The sequence below is a fragment of the Cupriavidus sp. CP313 genome, assembly GCF_054072015.1.
The window spans coordinates 165,126-181,829 of record NZ_JBSVZB010000008.1 but is presented as its reverse complement, the minus strand read 5'-3'; the positions used below and the strand labels follow the sequence as shown (position 1 = coordinate 181,829).

Genomic DNA, 16,704 nt, shown 5'->3' with positions numbered 1-16,704 from the left:
TATGCACAACATCGTGAAATCGCAATATTTCGCACGCGCCGGACAACTTTTTGCGGCCTCGGCGCTGACGGCCCTGCTGGCCGCCTGCGCCAATTCGCCGATGCCGGCACCTGTGGTTGACCGTACCTCCACTTCCGGTACCACGGCCGCGACGCTGGAACCGGCGCCCCCCGGATACTATCGGGTCAAGCGAGGCGATACCCTTTACCGTATCGCGCTGGAACACGGCCAGTCGTATCGCGATGTGGCAACGTGGAACAACCTGACCAATGTGAACCAGATCGAGGTCGGCCAGCTGCTGCGCATCGTGCCGCCGGGTGCCGACGTCAACACTGCGCCCGGCGTGGCCACCATGCCGGTGGCGCCGGGCACGGTGCAGGCGCAGCCGATCGACCAGGCCCGCCCGGCCGCCACGCCGGTGCCGCCGGCTGCGGCCGCTTCGGCGCCTGCGGCAACGCCCACCGCGCCCGCCGCGGCGCCGGTCGCCGATGGCTCGATGAAGCTTGCCTGGCCGGCAACCGGCCAGACGGTCGGGAAATTCGACGACAAGGGCAATAAAGGCATTGATATTGCGGGCAGGAAGGGCGATGCGGTGCTGGCCGCGGACGATGGCCGGGTGATTCACGTTGGCCCCTTGCGCGGCTACGGGAATCTTGTCATCATCAAACACAACGAGACATTTCTTACTGCTTACGGGCACAACGACAAGGTGCTCGTGGCTGAGCAATCCGCGGTCCGAAAAGGCCAGAAGATTGCGGAGATGGGCAACAGTGATACCGACCGGGTAAAGCTTCACTTCGAAGTTCGCAAGAACGGAAAACCGGTTGATCCGATGCGGTACCTGCCGCCACAGTGAGGGTTCATGCCACGCCAGAAAACTGTCTCCTCCGGAACCGTCAGCAGGGCGCGCCGTCCCAAGCAGCCGGAAGTGAAGGCTGGTGTGGCACATCCCGACGCGCGCGCCGCTGCCGAAGGCTTCGAGCCTGATCTCGCCGCCGAACTGATTCCCGTGACCGACGAGCCCATCGCCACGTCCGCTTCGGTGGGCCTGCGCGAGGCCGACCTGCTTGCCGACGACAATGAGCGCATCGTGCGCGACGACGAAGAGGACGAGTCGGAAGACGAGGAAGAAGAGAGCGCGGAAAATGGCACCGACGGCGCCGTCGCCGAGCATGATGATTTCCGCACCGTGCTGCATACCGAGCTGGCCGCGGACACCGTCCAGCACTACCTGAACCGCATCAGCATCAAGCCGCTCTTGTCGGCCCCGGAAGAACTGCATTTTTCCACGCTGGCCAAGGACGGCGACTTTGCCGCGCGCCAGGTCATGATCGAGCGCAACCTGCGGCTGGTGGTCAGCATCGCCAAGGGCTACCTCAATCGCGGCGTGCCGCTGCTCGACCTGATCGAGGAAGGCAACCTGGGCCTGATGCACGCGATCGAAAAATTCGATCCGTCGCGCGGTTTCCGCTTCTCGACGTACGCGACCTGGTGGATCCGCCAAAGCATCGAGCGCGCCATCATGAACCAGGCGCGCACGGTCCGCCTGCCGGTCCACGTGATCCGCGAACTCAACCAGGTGCTGCGCGCCAAGCGCCATCTGGAGAAGGGCGGCACCGACGGGCGCGACGCCAGCCTTGAAGACATCGCCCACCTGCTGGGCAAGACGCCGGACGAAGTGCAGGACGTCCTGGCACTCAACGAACATACCACCTCGCTCGATACGCCGTTCGATCTCGATCCCGGCTCGAGCCTCCTGGATTTCCTCTCCGACGAGCACAACGCCGCCCCCGACCAGGAGGTGGCGCACCGCGAGCTGGAAGGGCTGATGAAGCTCTGGCTGGCGCGCCTGTCGGAAAAGCATCGCTATGTGGTTGAGCGCCGCTTCGGCCTCAACCATATCGAGCCCGCCACGCTGGAAGAGCTCGCCGAGGAAATGGGCCTCACGCGCGAGCGCGTGCGCCAGATCCAGCAGGAGGCGCTTGTCAAGCTCAAGCGGCATTTCGCTTCGCAAGGTGTCAGGAAGGACGCTGTTCTATGACCCCTGTGCTGGTATTCGACATCGAGACCATTCCCGATGTTGCCGGCCTGCGCCGTTTGCATGACCATCCCGATGCGATGAGCGACGCTGAAGTCGCCGAGCATGCGTTTGCCGCCCGCCGCGAAAAGACCGGCAGCGATTTTCTGCCGCACTACCTGCAGCGCATCGCCGCGATTTCCTGCGTGCTGCGCCGCACACACCGCGACGGCTCGGCGGTGTTCCACGTCGGCTCGCTGGGCACGCCGGAAGACGGCGAGGCCACGCTGATCCAGAAGTTCTATGAACTGATCGCGCGCTACAGTCCGCAACTGGTTTCATGGAACGGCGGCGGCTTCGACCTGCCGGTGCTGCACTATCGCGGCCTGGTCAACGGCGTCACCGCGCCGCGCTACTGGGAGATGGGAGAGGGCCGCGACGACGACAGCCGCGACTTCAAGTGGAACAACTACATCAGCCGCTACCACATGCGGCACCTGGACCTGATGGACCTGCTGGCCATGTACCAGCCCCGCGCCAGCGCGCCGCTGGATGACCTGGCCAAGCTGTGCGGCTTCCCCGGCAAGATGGGGATGGACGGCAGCAAGGTCTGGCAGGCTTTCCAGGCCGGCCAGCTCGACGAGATCCGCGCCTACTGTGAGACCGACGTCGTCAACACCTACCTGATGTACTGCCGCTTCCAGCTGATGCGCGGCGGCATGTCGCCGCGCGAGTTCGACGTCGAGATGGAGTTCGTCCAGGAGTCATTGGCCGAGCTGCCCGGCGAGCAGTGGATGGAATACCTGCAGGCATTCCGGCTGCAGCGTCTCACGCCCGAAGCCGAAGACCTCGAAGACTGAGGACGCCGGCGACGCGCCGACACGGATTCACAGATCCAGCGACAGCAGGATCGGCTGGTGGTCCGAGTCGGCCGTATCGGCATCGACCTCGCAGCGCCGGATACGCCCGGCGAGATTCTCCGTCACGAACATGAAATCGCAGGCGAACGGCGGCTCCGGCCATTGCTCCTTGTCGTACAGGGCGCAGGTCGGCGCATGCGGCAGGCCTGGGTGTGTGTGCAGCCAGGCATCGCGCCAGGGCGGCGTGGCATCGTCATAGGGCTCGAGCACACGGCGGTAGGCGATATCGTCGGGTTTGCTGTTGAAGTCGCCGCACAGGACGGCCTCGGCCGGGCGCGGCTCGGGCGTGAACGGGCCCGGCGATTTCTCGCTGCGGCCGGGGCGGCGCGCATGGTCGCAGGCTTCAGCGTGCCAGGTGCGCAAGGCTTCGGCCTGGGCGGCGCGCTGGTGTGATGAGTAATACTCCAGGTGCGTGCAGATCACGCGCAGCGGCCGGGTGCCGACCTCGACCGTGGCTTCCAGTGCCACGCGCGGCATCGAGGCGACCTGCGGATCCGCCGGCCAGGGCAGGGCGTGGCGGAAGACTTCGCGCACTGGCAGGCGCGTGGCGATCAGGTTGCCGAACTGCTTGCGCCCTCCGTTGGCGGTGCGCCGGTCGACACCCGGCGCGTAGAGCAGGTGGTAGCCGGGCAGCAGTGCGGTCAACTCCGCCACCTGGTCTTCACCCGGGCTGCCGCGCAGTTCGCCGAACCCGCGCGTGACCTCCTGCATGCAGATTACGTCGGCGTCGGCAATGCCGCGCAGGGTGTCGACCTGGCGCCCCAGGTCGACATGCCCGTCGGCGCCGCGGCCCCATTGGATATTCCACGAAATCAGTTCCATTTGCCGTCTCCGTCGTATCGTCAGGCTGCTGCCACCGGTGCGGGCCCGGTCTGGCATACAATCCCGCTTTCGCAAAACAATACGTCAGGTTTCGTCTGGTGTCCCAAGCCGTGTCCTCCCCACAAGAAACGCCGGCAGCCCCGGCCGCTGTAGCCGATCAAGGTGCTGCTCCCGTCGCAGAAGAGTCCCGTGTCCGCGCTGCCGCCGACGCTGGCGCCCCCGCGGCCGATCCCGTGGTGTCGATCGACAGCCTCGACATGGAGGCCCGCGGCGTTGGCCGCCTGGTGAACGAGGACGGCACGCCCGGCAAGGTGATCTTCGTCGAGGGCGCGCTGCCCGGCGAGACCGTCAGCTACCGCAGCTTTCGCCGCAAGCCCAGCTACGAGCAGGCCCACCTGGTCGAGGTCCGGCAGGAATCGGTGATGCGCGTGAAGCCCGGCTGCCAGCATTTTGGGGTCTGCGGCGGGTGCTCGATGCAGCATCTCGATTCGCGCGCCCAGCTGGCGATCAAGCAGCGCGTGCTGGAAGACAACCTGTGGCACCTGTCCAAGGTTAAGCCCGACGTGGTGTTCCGTCCCATCGCCGGGCCGGACTGGGGCTATCGCTACCGCGCGCGGCTGACTGTGCGCCATGTGGCCAAGAAGGGCGGAGTGCTGGTCGGCTTCCACGAGCGCAAGAGCAGCTACGTGGCCGACATGACCCGCTGCGAGATCCTGCCGCCGCATGTGTCGGCCATGCTGGTGCCGCTGCGCGAGCTGGTGATGGGGCTGTCGATCCGCGACCGCATGCCGCAGATCGAGCTGGCCGTGGGGCAGGAAGTCACCGCGCTGGTGCTGCGCATCCTGGAGCCGCTGACCGATGCCGACAAGGACCTGCTGCGCGCCTTCGCCGACCAGCACCAGGTGCAGTTCTGGCTGCAGCCCAAGGGTCCGGATACGGTCTACCCGTTCTACCCGGCCGATGTCGAGCTGGCCTATACGCTGCCGGAGTTCGGCATCCGCATGCCGTTCAAGCCGACCGACTTCACTCAGGTGAACCACCAGATCAACCGCGTGCTGATCGCCCGGGCGCTGCGTTTGCTGGACGCGCAGCCGCAGGACCGCCTGCTCGACCTGTTCTGCGGCATCGGCAACTTCACGCTGCCGCTGGCCACGCAGGGCAAGTCGGTGATGGGCATCGAAGGCAGCGAGGCGCTGACCACGCGTGCGCTGGCCAACGCCGAATACAACGGGCTGGCGGCCGGGACCGAGTTTGCCTGCCGCAACCTGTTCGAGGTCACGGCCGAGGACATTGCCGCGCTGGGCCGCTTTGACCGCTGGCTGGTCGACCCGCCGCGCGAAGGCGCGCTGGCCGTGTGCAAGGCGCTGGGCGAACTGGCGCAGCAGGGCAGCGACGTGCTGCCGCAGCGCATCGTCTACGTCTCGTGCAGCCCCGCCACGCTGGCGCGCGACGCCGGCCTGCTGGTGCACGAGGCCGGCTACCGGCTGAGCGGCGCGGGCGTGGTCAACATGTTCCCGCATACCTCGCACGTGGAGTCGATCGCGGTGTTCGATCGCGGCTGATCGCGCAGGGCGCACCAAAAGAAAAACCGGCCATCAGGCCGGTTTTTCATGCTGCGGCGTTTGCCGTCACTCGCGGCTGCCGCCGAAGATGCCCAGCAGCGCCAGCAGGTTGACGAAGACGTTGTACACGTCCAGGTAGATTGCCAGCGTAGCGGTGATGTAGTTGGTCTCGCCGCCGTTCACCACGCGCTGCACATCGAACAGGATGTACGCCGAGAAGATGCCGATCGCGATCACCGACACCGTGATCATCAGCGAGGGCAGCTGCAGCCAGATATTGGCGACGCTGGCCAGGATCAGCAGGATCACGCCGACGAACAGGAACTTGCCCAGGCCGGAGAAATCACGCTTGCTGACCGTGGCGATGGTCGCCATGGCGCCGAACACCGCCGCCGTGCCGCCAAAGGCATACATGATCAGCGCCGGCCCGTTGGAGAACTGCAGCGTCACGCCGATCAGCCGCGACAGCATCAGCCCCATGAAAAACGTGAAGGCCAGCAGCAGGACCACGCCCATGCTGCTGTTCTTGGTCTTCTCGATGCCGTAGAAGAACCCGAACGCAATGCCCAGGAACAGGATCAGCGACAGGAAGGGGTTGCCCGCCATGAAGCTGAAGCCGGTGGCCACGCCGATCCACGCGCCGAGCACGGTGGGGATCATCGAGAGGGCCAGCAGCCAGTAAGTGTTGCGCAAGACCCGGTTGCGAACGACGACGTCAGTGACGGTCGACGCACTGTTGCCGAAACCGTAGGTGTTCAGCTTGTTATCCATGGTGACTCCTGTCTCAAAACGGTGAGGCGCCGGGGCTGCGAGGCTTCGGATGCGAAGATTCGTATGGAACCCGGACGGAACCATCGTCAATGTGGCACCTGGGAGGCCGAATTGCAAGGGCGGGGTAACCCAGGAGTCACCTCGCGCATGCTTTGCGCCCGTTCGGTGCCGCTCACATTGGATGTTAGCCGGGGCGGCGTGTTCCTGGCATGACAAGGTTGTAATGTGCTCTTTGATCTACGTGATGCCGGGTTGTGCGGCAAGGGCGGCCTGACACACGGCAGAGCAGGGAAGACCCTCGAAAGGGTCATAGTCTTCGTGCTAGAATCGCACGTTTAATCCATTTGTAACCCCTTCATTTTTCGGAGTTTTTCATGGCGATCGAACGCACCCTGTCGATTATCAAGCCGGATGCCGTGGCCAAGAACGTTATTGGCCAGATCTACGCCCGTTTCGAGGCCGCCGGCCTGAAGATCGTTGCTGCCAAGATGGTGCACCTGTCGCGCGGCGAAGCCGAGCAGTTCTACGCTGTCCACAAGGAGCGTCCGTTCTTCAAGGACCTGGTGGACTTCATGATTTCCGGCCCGGTCATTATCCAGGCCCTGGAAGGCGAGAACGCCGTCGCCAAGCACCGCGACCTGATGGGCGCCACCGACCCGAAGAAGGCCGAGAAGGGCACCATCCGCGCCGATTTCGCCGACAGCATCGACGCCAACGCCGTGCACGGCTCGGACGCTGCTGAAACGGCTGCCGTGGAAGTGTCGTTCTTCTTCCCGGGCATGAACGTCTACAGCCGCTGATTGTCCGGCGCTGCTGCCAGGACTAGACTGACACCGAAGCTGAGTTTGCCGTCATGAACGCTCTCGTCAACCTGCTCGACCTCGACGCGGACGCGCTCACCGCTTATTGCGGCGAGCTCGGCGAGAAGCCGTTCCGTGCGCGGCAACTGCAACGCTGGATCCACCACTACGGTGCCAGCCGTTTCGACGCCATGTCGGATCTCGCCAAGTCGCTGCGCGAAAAGCTCGCGACGCGGGCCGAGATCCGCGCGCCTGCCGCCATCACCGACAACCTGTCGGCCGACGGCACGCGCAAGTGGCTGCTCGACGTCGGCCAGGGCAACGCGGTGGAAACGGTCTACATCCCAGAGGAAACGCGCGGCACGCTGTGCGTTTCCTCGCAGGCGGGATGCGCCGTCAACTGCCGGTTCTGTTCCACCGGCAAGCAAGGCTTTTCGCGCAACCTCAGCACCGGTGAAATCATCGGCCAGCTGTGGATGGCAGAGTTCGCCATGCGCGAACAACTGGGCCGCGGCCCCAAGGACGACCGCGTCATCTCCAACGTGGTGATGATGGGCATGGGCGAGCCGCTGCTGAACTACGACGCCGTCGTGCCGGCCATGCGCCTGATGCTCGACGACAACGCCTACGGCCTGTCGCGCCGCCGCGTGACGCTGTCCACCTCCGGCGTGGTGCCGATGATGGACCGGCTGTCCAAGGACCTGCCGGTAGCGCTTGCCGTGTCGCTGCACGCGTCCAACGACGCCCTGCGCGACGTGCTGGTGCCGCTGAACAAGAAGTACCCGCTGGCCGAACTGATGGCGGCATGCCGCCGCTACCTGGAATTCGCGCCGCGCGATTTCATTACTTTCGAATATTGCATGCTGGATGGCGTCAACGACGGCGTCGAGCATGCGCGGGAACTGCTGAAGGTTGTGGCCGACGTGCCGTGCAAGTTCAACCTGATCCCGTTCAATCCGTTCCCCGAATCGGGCCTGAAGCGTTCCAACAACGATCAGATCCGGCGCTTCGCGCAGGTGCTGATGGATGCAGGCATCGTGACCACCATCCGCAAGACCCGCGGCGACGATATCGACGCCGCCTGCGGCCAGCTGGCCGGGGAAGTGAAGGACCGCACGCGCCTGGCTGAGCGCGGCAAGTTCGGCAAGATCACGCCACTGGTGCCGGTCACTGCTTCCGGCCAGCCTCGGGAGGTTCGCCCTGCATGATCCGTCTGATCGCTGCGGCCCTGCTGGGGCTGCTGATGTTGTCCGGCTGCCAGCTGCCGCTTGCGCCGGCGCAGGATCCCCAGACCGCTTCCGACCAGACCGATGCAAGGCGCCGCGCCGGCATCCGGCTGCAGCTGGCCACCAACTATCTGGAGGCCGGCCAGAACACGGTCGCCCTTGACGAGATCAAGCAGGCCATTGCCATCGATCCGACGGTCGCCGACGCCTACCATGTGCGCGCGCTGATCTACATGAACATGAATGAGCGGACGCTGGCCGACGACAGCTTCCGCACGGCGGTGTCGATGCGTGCCAACGACGGCGACCTGCTCAACAACTACGGCTGGTTCCTGTGCCAGGAAGGGCGCTACGGCGAGGCCGTGCCGATGCTGCAGCGCGCGATGTCGGCGCCGTCCGCAGGCGGCCCCGCCAAGCCGCTGATCAGCCTGGGTGCGTGCGAGCTGCGCCAGGGCCACAGCGCCGAAGCGGAAAAGAACCTGAAGGCCGCGCTCGGCTACGACCGCAACAACCCGGTGGCCAACACCAACCTCGCGCTGGTCTTCTACCGGCGCGGCGACTTCGCGCAGGCCCGGCAGTATGTCCAGCGCGTCAACAGCAGCCAATTTGTCAATGCGCAATCCCTCTGGCTGGGAGCGCGCATTGCCCACCGTCAGGGCGACAGCCGCACGCAGGATGCGCTTGGGGCGCAACTGCGCAGCCGCTTCCCCGACTCGCGTGAGTTGACCGCCTACGAACAAGGAGCATGGGATGAGTGAGCACGACCGCGCCGCAAGCCAGGCCGTACCGACGCAACAAGTCGGCGGGGGCGCGCACGAAGGAGAACGCGAAGCTGCCGCACGCGAGATCGGCGCAGCGCTGGCGCGCGAGCGCGAGGCGCAGCGGATGTCGGTGGAAGACGTCAGCGCGCGGCTGAAGGTGGCTGCAGGCAAGCTGCGCGCGATCGAGGCCGGCAACCTGCAGGCACTGCCCGACGTGACCTTCGCCAAGGGCGTGATGCGTGCCTATGCGCGCATGCTGCACGTCGACATCGACCCGCTGCTGGCACGCTTCCAGCCGCGCCCGGTGGCGCAGGTGGCGGAAATTGCCCGGCAGCGCGAGGGTGGCATCAATGCGGCCTTCGACGACCGCAACCGCTTCCGCTCGGGCGGCAGCGGCGGCCGCTGGGTCTGGCTGGCGCTGGTAGCCGTGTTGGTGGCCGCGGGCGGCTGGTTCGGGCTTGACCATATCCGCGCATGGATCGAAGCGCGCAGCAGCGCTGCCGAGACCGTAACGGCTGAAGCGCCTGCCGTGATCCAGAGCACGGAAGCCGGCACCGTGACGGCGGCGCTGCCGCCGGTCATGGCCGCCAGCGATTCGCCGGCGCCGTCTGCCGAAACCGCTCCGGCCAGTGCCGCGGCCGCGGTGGCGCCCGCAGCCGTTTCCGCGCCTGCTGCTGCCACGGCACCGGCTGCACCGGCTGCGCCAGCAGGCGAGGGCGAACTGCAGATCCGCTTTGCCGCCGATACCTGGTATGAGATCCGGGACAATAGCGGCAAGATCGTCATGGGCGGTACCGCCAAGGCTGGCCAGACCATGGCCGGTGGCGGCACGGCCCCGTACAAGGTGGTGATCGGCAACGTCAAGGGCGTCGAGTCGCTGACGCGCAAAGGCACGCCGGTCGACCTGAAGGCAGCCAACCGCAACAACGTGGCGCGCCTGACGCTGCCCTGACGCGGGCGCAAGGTGCGGCAAGGTGCGTCTTTGCAAGGTGGTAACGCTATGAACCAACAGCTCTGTCTCCCGGTCCTGCCCGGTCCGCTGCCGCGCCGCCAGACGCGCCAGGCGCGCGTCGCGTGGGCCGACAACGTGGTGACCATCGGCGGTGGCGCACCGGTACGCGTGCAGTCGATGACCAACACGGATACGGTCGATGCCATCGGCACGGCCATCCAGGTCAAGGAACTGGCGCGCGCGGGTTCGGAAATCGTGCGCATCACGGTGAACACGCCCGAGGCGGCTGCTGCGGTGCCGTCGGTCCGCGAGCAGCTCGACCGCATGGGCGTGGATGTGCCGCTGGTGGGCGACTTCCACTACAACGGCCACAAGCTGCTGCAGGACTATCCGGCCTGTGCCGAGGCGCTGTCCAAGTACCGGATCAACCCCGGCAATGTCGGCCAGGGCGCCAAGCGCGACACGCAGTTCGCGCAGATGATCGAGATGGCGTGCCGCTACAACAAGCCGGTGCGCATCGGCGTGAACTGGGGCAGCCTGGACCAGGACCTGCTGGCACGGATCATGGACGAGAACGCCGGGCGCGCCGAGCCGTGGCCGGCGCAGAGCGTGATGATCGAGGCGCTGATCACCTCGGCCATCGATTCGGCGAAGAAGGCCGAGGAAATCGGCCTGCCGGGCGACCAGATCATCCTGTCGTGCAAGGTGTCGCAGGTGCAGGAGCTGGTCGCGGTCTACCGCGAACTGGCACGCCGCTGCGACTACGCGCTGCACCTCGGGCTGACAGAGGCCGGCATGGGCAGCAAGGGCATCGTGGCCTCGACCGCGGCGCTGTCAGTGCTGCTGCAGGAAGGCATCGGCGACACCATCCGCATCTCGCTGACGCCTGAACCCGGCGCGCCGCGCGAGAAAGAGGTGTACGTGGGGCAGGAGATCCTGCAGACCATGGGCATGCGCAACTTCACCCCGATGGTGATTGCATGCCCGGGCTGCGGGCGCACCACCAGCACGGTGTTCCAGGAGCTGGCGGCCAGCATCCAGGCCTACCTGCGCGAGCAGATGCCGCACTGGAAGACCGCCTACCCGGGCGTCGAGGAAATGGATGTGGCCGTGATGGGCTGCATCGTCAACGGCCCGGGCGAGAGCAAGCACGCCAATATCGGCATCTCGCTGCCGGGCTCGGGTGAATCGCCGGCGGCACCGGTGTTCGTCGACGGCGTCAAGGTGAAGACGCTGCGCGGCGAGCGCATTGCAGAAGAGTTCCAGGCGATCGTAGACGAATACGTTCGCACGCATTACGGCCCGGGCGCTGCGCGGGCCGACAAAGAAGTGGCAGCCTGAGCCGGACCGGCCGGGTGCCAGCAGCCTGACAAGAACAGAATGACGCAATCCGAGAACGTGGCCGCCGCAGGCGGTGAGAAGACCGAACTGAAGGCCGAGCAGAAAGCCGGGGAGAAAGTGCGCCCCGCCAAGGCCCTGCAGGGCGTGAAGGGCATGAACGACATGCTGCCGGCGGACGCGCCGCTGTGGGAGCATTTCGAGAATGCCGCACGCGCCATGCTGCGCGCCTACGGCTACCAGCAGATCCGCACGCCGATCGTCGAGCAAACGCAGCTGTTCGTGCGCGGCATCGGCGAGGTCACCGACATCGTCGAGAAGGAGATGTACTCCTTCACCGATTCGCTCAACGGCGAGCAGTTGACGCTGCGCCCCGAAGGCACTGCCGCGGCCGTGCGCGCCACCATCGAGCACAACCTGCTGTACGACGGCCCCAAGCGCCTGTGGTACACCGGCCCGATGTTCCGCCACGAGCGCCCGCAGCGCGGCCGCTACCGCCAGTTCCACCAGCTCGGCGCCGAGGCGTTGGGCTTTGCCGGCCCGGACGTGGATGCGGAAATCATCCTGATGTGCCAGCGCCTGTGGGACGACCTGGGCCTGGTTGGCGTGCGCCTGGAGCTCAATTCGCTGGGGCAGGCCCATGAACGCGCCGCGCACCGCGAACAGCTGATCAAGTACCTGGAAGGCTTCCAGGACATCCTGGACGACGACAGCAAGCGCCGCCTGTACACCAACCCGCTGCGCGTGCTGGACACCAAGAACCCGGCGCTGCAGGAGATGGCGGCCAACGCGCCCAAGCTGATCGACTTCCTGGGCGAAGAGTCGCTGGCGCACTTCGAGGGTGTGCAGCGCCTGCTCAAGGCCAACAACATCCCGTTCAAGATCAACCCGCGCCTGGTGCGTGGCCTGGACTACTACAACCTGACGGTGTTCGAGTGGATCACCGACAAGCTGGGCGCGCAGGGCACCATTGCCGGCGGCGGGCGCTATGACCCGCTGATCGCGCAGATGGGCGGCAAGCCGGCGCCGGCCTGCGGCTGGGCCATGGGCATCGAGCGCATCATCGAGCTGATCCGCGAAGAGGGCGTGGTGCCCGAAGCGGTGGGCTGCGACGTCTACCTGGTGCACCAGGGCGAAGCCGCGGCGCAGCAGGCGATGATCGCCGCGGAACGGCTGCGCGACGCGGGCCTGGACGTGGTGCTGCACGCCAGCCCCGACGGCAAGGGCGGCAGCTTCAAGTCGCAGATGAAGCGCGCCGACACAAGTGGCGCGGCCTATGCCGTTATCATTGGCGAGGACGAAGTGGCCGCCGGCGTGGTCCAGGTCAAGGAACTTCGCCAGCGCGAGCAGGCCGAAGGCGGTGGGCAGCAGGCCACCGTGCCGGCCGAAGGCCTGGTCGATTACCTGATCGACGCCATGGTCGGCGCCAGCGAATAAATCGCGCGCGGGCCAGCCGGAAAACCCCCAGTACACGAGTACCCAACCCAACGCAGGTGATTGCCTCGACATGGCTTACGATCTAGAAGAACAGGAACAGCTTGAGAATCTGAAGGCCTGGTGGCGCCAGTACGGCAATGCGCTGACCTGGGTGCTGATCGTCGCGCTGCTGGCGTTCGCCGGCTGGAACGGCTGGAAGTACTGGGAACGCAGGCAGGCCGGCGAGGCCGCGGTGCTGTACGAGCAGGTGCTCAAGGCCGCCGAGGCGCGCGACATCGAACGCATCAAGCGCGCCGCGACCGACCTGGAAGACAAGTACGGCCGCACCGCCTATGGCCAGATGAGCGCGCTGGTAGCAAGCCGCGTGCTGTACGATGCGGGCGACCTGGCCGCGGCCAAGAGCCAGCTGCAGTGGGCCATCGACCACGGCGATGAAGCATACTCGCACCTGGCGCGCGTGCGCCTGGCCGGCGTGCTGCTCGACGAGAAGGCCTACGACAAGGGCCTGGCGCTGCTCAAGGATGAACCGCCGGCAGCGTTCGTGGCGCTGTATGCCGACCGCCGCGGTGACCTGCTGGCCGCGCAGGACAAGCGCGACGATGCGCGCACGGCCTATCGCAAGGCGCTGGACAAGCTGGGCCAGGCCGAGCCGGCGATGCGCCAGATCATCCAGTTCAAGCTCGATGCGCTGGGCACGGCCTGATCCGGCCGCTCCCGAACGCGTGCAAACACCGCATATCCAGCGGATCGTATAAACAGGACCGTAACCCTATGACGTCAGTGCTTTCCCGTGCCGTACATCGCCAGCCCGCCCGCACCATGACCCGTGCGCTGGTGGCGGTTGCCTGCCTGGCCACACTGGGCGGCTGCTCGCTGTTCAGCAAGGAAAACAAGCACCCGCCCGCCGAGCTCAAGCCGGTCTCGGGCACGCTGTCGGTGCGCCAGGCCTGGAAGGCCGACGTGGGCAAGAGCGGCCCCTATTCGATGCAGCCGGCCGCGGCGGGCAACAACGTCTACGTGTCGTCCAACAACGGCAACGTGATGGCGCTGGAAGGCGCCAGCGGGCGCGTGCTGTGGAAGGCCAAGGCCGACCTGGACCTGACCTCCGGCCCGGGCAGCGATGGTTCGGTGACGGCGGTCGCCGGCGAGAAGGGCGCCATCTATGCCTTTGACGCCAGCGGCAAGCAGATCTGGAAGAAGCAGGTCAACGGCGAGGTGCTGTCGGCGCCGCTGGTCGGCAATGGCCTGGTGGTGGTGCGCACCACCGACACGCGCGTATTCGGCCTGGACGCCGAGACCGGCGAGCGCCGCTGGATCTACCAGCGTTCGCAGACGCCGCTGAACCTGCGCGCGTCGATGGGGATGGTGTTTGCCGGCGACGGCATCGTGATGGGCTTCCCCGGCGGCAAGCTGGGCGTGCTGACGCCGGGCAACGGCGTGCTGCGCTGGGAGAGCGCGGTCTCGTACCCGAAGGGCGTGTCGGAGATCGAGCGCCTGAACGACGTCACCGGCCTGCCGATGGTGAGCGGGCGCCAGGTCTGCGCCACCACCTTCCAGGGCCGGGTGGCCTGCCTGGAGCTGGCCAGCGGGCAGCCGCAGTGGGGCAAGGATTTCTCGTCGCCGAGCGGTCCGGCGCAGGATGACAATGCGATTTACGCCAGCGACGAGCAGTCGGTCGTGCATGCGTTCGACCGCCAGAACGGCAACGAGCGCTGGAAGAACAACGACCTGCGCAACCGCCGCCTGGGCGCGCCGATGGCCCTGGGCCGCTCGGTGGTGATGGGCGACTTTGAAGGCTATGTACACTTTCTGTCGCGCGAAGACGGCCAGGTCATCGCACGCATGAAGACCGATGGCAGTGCCATCACCGCCGCGCCCGTGGTGGCGGGGCAGACCATGGTAATCCAGACCCGCGACGGCGACGTCTACGGTTTCCAGCCTGGCTGACAGGTATCCAATGCGCGCTGCCGTACACCTGTCGGTACGGCCAGCGCCGAATCCGGTAGCATGATCCTTAGCGCGGCAATTGCAGCGGGTCCGTTGACCCGGCGCCGCGCCCGACAGGACAAGCGGCAGACCGCGCCCAGGTGGCGCGGCGTGCCGTCGGATCCATTGACTCCGGAGTTACCGGGGGGCGGCGTGCCGGCCCCCGTTTCCGTTTATTGCATGAAACCAGTTATCGCACTTGTCGGCCGCCCCAATGTGGGCAAGTCGACGCTATTCAACCGCATGACCCGATCGCGCGACGCCCTTGTCGCCGACCTGCCGGGCCTGACGCGCGACCGCCATTACGGGGAAGGGCGCATCGGCGAACGTCCGTTCATCGCCATCGACACCGGCGGCTTTGAGCCGGTGGTCAAGGAAGGCATCGTCGCCGAGATGGCCAAGCAGACCAAGCAGGCCGTGGTCGAGGCCGACGTGGTGATCTTCATCGTCGACGGCCGCCTGGGACTGGCGCCGCAGGACCGCGCCATTGCCGACTACCTGCGCAAGACCGGCCGGCGCATCATGCTGGCGGTCAACAAGGCCGAGGGCATGAAGTACACCTCGGTGGCGGCCGATTTCTATGAGCTGGGCATGGGCGATCCGTACGCGATCTCCGCTGCCCACGGCGATGGCGTGAGCGAACTGGTCGACGAGGCCATCCAGCTCGCGGTCCAGGAGCGCCCCGAGCTGGCCGAAGAGATTTCGGACGAAGGCAAGGGCGTCAAGATTGCCATCGTCGGGCGCCCCAATGTGGGGAAATCCACGCTGGTCAACACGCTGATCGGTGAAGAGCGCGTGATCGCGTTCGACATGCCCGGCACCACCCGGGATGCCATCTACGTGGAGTTCGAGCGCGGCGGCAAGCCCTACACGCTGATCGACACGGCGGGCTTGCGCCGGCGCGGCAAGGTGTTCGAGGCGATCGAGAAGTTCTCGGTGGTCAAGACGCTGCAGTCGATCGCCGATGCCAATGTGGTGATCCTGCTGCTCGATGCGCAACAGGATATTTCCGAGCAGGACGCGCATATCGCCGGCTTTATCGTGGAGTCGGGCCGCGCGCTGGTGGTGGGCGTCAATAAATGGGATGGGCTGGACGGCCATGCCCGCGACCGCATCAAGCACGACCTGGAACGCAAGCTGCAATTCCTGAGCTTCGCGAATTTCCATTTTGTCTCGGCGCGCGAGCGTACCGGCATTGGCGCGCTGATGCGTTCGGTCGATGACGCGTTCGCCGCGGCGATGGTCAAGCTGCCGACGCCGCAGCTCACGCGTGTGCTGCAGGAAGCGGTGGAATTCCAGCAGCCCAAGCGGGTCGGTGCATCGCGGCCCAAGCTGCGCTACGCGCACCAGGGCGGCTCGAATCCGCCCATTATCGTGATCCACGGCAATGCGCTGTCGGGCGTTGCGGAAACCTACCGGCGTTACCTGGAAAATCGTTTCCGTACGGCATTCAAGCTCAAGGGCACCCCTCTTCGCATCGAATTTCGTACGAACAAAAATCCGTTCGCGGACTCGAAGGATTGAGTCCGGAATCGGATCCCTGGCGGGGCAAGTTTTCGTTTGCGTTCGTTTGGAACTGCGGCTAAATTTGCGGTAGCAGGGGGTTCCCTGTGCATTGACGCCGACTTGGTACCGTTTTTGATCTTTTTTCTGGCGCGTTTTTGCGCCGACTGACTTGAACCGGGGATTTCCATCCCCATCATTCATCACTAAACCTATAAATTTGGAGTGTGCCATGAGCAACAAAGGGCAACTGCTACAAGACCCGTTCCTGAACGCGCTGCGCAAAGAGCACGTGCCGGTTTCCATCTACCTCGTCAATGGCATCAAGCTGCAAGGCAATATCGAATCGTTCGACCAGTATGTCGTCCTGCTGCGCAACACCGTGACGCAGATGGTCTACAAGCATGCGATTTCCACTGTCGTTCCTGCACGCGCGGTCAATTTCCGCGTGGATGACGCCGCCGAGGCCTGATCTCCTTGCGGGCATCGTGCGGGCGCCCCGCGGCGCCGCACCGATGCCCGGCGCCGGTGCGCCATCGCGTCCGGTGCCGCGCGGCCCGGCGGTTGCCAACGCAGCCGCCGCTGCCGCCACGTTCCGCACCATGCGGC

General features: G+C 65.9%; 16 protein-coding genes. 14 read left to right on the top strand and 2 right to left on the bottom strand.

Going from position 1 to position 16,704, the window contains the following annotated elements:
- Position 1: 1 nt before the first annotated feature.
- From ACW4E8_RS14265 to ACW4E8_RS14255, 3 genes are read left to right on the top strand one after another with little or no spacing between them, the layout of a single operon-like run.
- Positions 2-856: a peptidoglycan DD-metalloendopeptidase family protein gene (locus ACW4E8_RS14265; RefSeq protein WP_456805093.1), complete on the top strand. Its 855-nt coding sequence runs from the start codon at positions 2-4 to the stop codon at positions 854-856.
- 6 nt (positions 857-862) lie between these two features.
- The gene (gene rpoS / locus ACW4E8_RS14260; RefSeq protein WP_456805092.1) at positions 863-2,041 is read left to right on the top strand and encodes an RNA polymerase sigma factor RpoS; all 1,179 of its coding nucleotides are present in this window, start codon (positions 863-865) and stop codon (positions 2,039-2,041) included.
- Entirely contained in the window at positions 2,038-2,877 is an 840-nt protein-coding gene (locus ACW4E8_RS14255) for a 3'-5' exonuclease (RefSeq protein ID WP_013957227.1), read from the top strand. The genes rpoS and ACW4E8_RS14255 overlap by 4 nt, the downstream gene beginning before the upstream one ends.
- Positions 2,878-2,904: 27 nt before the next feature.
- On the opposite strand, the gene ACW4E8_RS14250 is transcribed toward ACW4E8_RS14255, so the two are convergent.
- The gene (locus ACW4E8_RS14250) at positions 2,905-3,759 is read right to left on the bottom strand and encodes an endonuclease/exonuclease/phosphatase family protein (protein ID WP_456805091.1); all 855 of its coding nucleotides are present in this window, start codon (positions 3,757-3,759) and stop codon (positions 2,905-2,907) included.
- Positions 3,760-4,016: 257 nt separating this feature from the next.
- Here ACW4E8_RS14250 and rlmD point away from each other — a divergent pair, with 257 nt between their 5' ends.
- On the top strand, positions 4,017-5,321 hold the full coding sequence (rlmD, locus tag ACW4E8_RS14245) for a 23S rRNA (uracil(1939)-C(5))-methyltransferase RlmD (RefSeq protein ID WP_456805122.1): 1,305 nt from the start codon (positions 4,017-4,019) through the stop codon (positions 5,319-5,321).
- Between the two features lie 66 nt (positions 5,322-5,387).
- Here rlmD and ACW4E8_RS14240 read toward each other — a convergent pair whose 3' ends face one another.
- The gene (locus tag ACW4E8_RS14240; protein WP_010809421.1) at positions 5,388-6,092 is read right to left on the bottom strand and encodes a Bax inhibitor-1/YccA family protein; all 705 of its coding nucleotides are present in this window, start codon (positions 6,090-6,092) and stop codon (positions 5,388-5,390) included.
- Between the two features lie 374 nt (positions 6,093-6,466).
- Between ACW4E8_RS14240 and ndk the strand changes: the two genes are divergently transcribed.
- The 10 genes from ndk to hfq all read left to right on the top strand — a co-directional run bounded on the left by ndk (position 6,467) and on the right by hfq (position 16,567).
- Positions 6,467-6,892, top strand: coding sequence for a nucleoside-diphosphate kinase (gene ndk / locus ACW4E8_RS14235; protein WP_456805090.1), 426 nt, complete (start codon positions 6,467-6,469; stop codon positions 6,890-6,892).
- 53 nt (positions 6,893-6,945) lie between these two features.
- A complete protein-coding gene (gene rlmN / locus ACW4E8_RS14230) occupies positions 6,946-8,100 on the top strand; it encodes a 23S rRNA (adenine(2503)-C(2))-methyltransferase RlmN (protein ID WP_456805089.1) in 1,155 nt (384 codons plus the stop codon).
- A complete protein-coding gene (gene pilW / locus ACW4E8_RS14225) occupies positions 8,097-8,876 on the top strand; it encodes a type IV pilus biogenesis/stability protein PilW (RefSeq protein WP_456805088.1) in 780 nt (259 codons plus the stop codon). The genes rlmN and pilW overlap by 4 nt, the downstream gene beginning before the upstream one ends.
- Positions 8,869-9,831, top strand: a complete 963-nt coding sequence (locus ACW4E8_RS14220; RefSeq protein WP_456805087.1) for a helix-turn-helix domain-containing protein — start codon at positions 8,869-8,871, stop codon at positions 9,829-9,831. Before pilW ends, ACW4E8_RS14220 begins: the two co-directional genes overlap by 8 nt.
- A 48-nt stretch (positions 9,832-9,879) precedes the next feature.
- On the top strand, positions 9,880-11,172 hold the full coding sequence (gene ispG, locus ACW4E8_RS14215) for a flavodoxin-dependent (E)-4-hydroxy-3-methylbut-2-enyl-diphosphate synthase (RefSeq protein WP_456805086.1): 1,293 nt from the start codon (positions 9,880-9,882) through the stop codon (positions 11,170-11,172).
- Between the two features lie 39 nt (positions 11,173-11,211).
- Positions 11,212-12,606 carry a histidine--tRNA ligase gene (gene hisS / locus ACW4E8_RS14210; protein ID WP_456805085.1) on the top strand — a complete coding sequence of 465 codons (1,395 nt, stop codon included), beginning with the start codon at positions 11,212-11,214 and terminating at the stop codon, positions 12,604-12,606.
- A 70-nt stretch (positions 12,607-12,676) separates the two neighbouring features.
- A complete protein-coding gene (locus ACW4E8_RS14205; protein WP_456805084.1) occupies positions 12,677-13,309 on the top strand; it encodes a YfgM family protein in 633 nt (210 codons plus the stop codon).
- Positions 13,310-13,377: 68 nt separating this feature from the next.
- Positions 13,378-14,553 (top strand): outer membrane protein assembly factor BamB, encoded by a 1,176-nt coding sequence (gene bamB, locus ACW4E8_RS14200; protein WP_456805083.1) that lies wholly within the window; start codon positions 13,378-13,380, stop codon positions 14,551-14,553.
- A 219-nt stretch (positions 14,554-14,772) separates the two neighbouring features.
- The gene (gene der / locus ACW4E8_RS14195; protein WP_456805082.1) at positions 14,773-16,116 is read left to right on the top strand and encodes a ribosome biogenesis GTPase Der; all 1,344 of its coding nucleotides are present in this window, start codon (positions 14,773-14,775) and stop codon (positions 16,114-16,116) included.
- A gap of 211 nt (positions 16,117-16,327) precedes the next feature.
- Positions 16,328-16,567, top strand: a complete 240-nt coding sequence (gene hfq / locus ACW4E8_RS14190) for an RNA chaperone Hfq (RefSeq protein ID WP_010809431.1) — start codon at positions 16,328-16,330, stop codon at positions 16,565-16,567.
- Positions 16,568-16,704 lie beyond the last annotated feature (137 nt).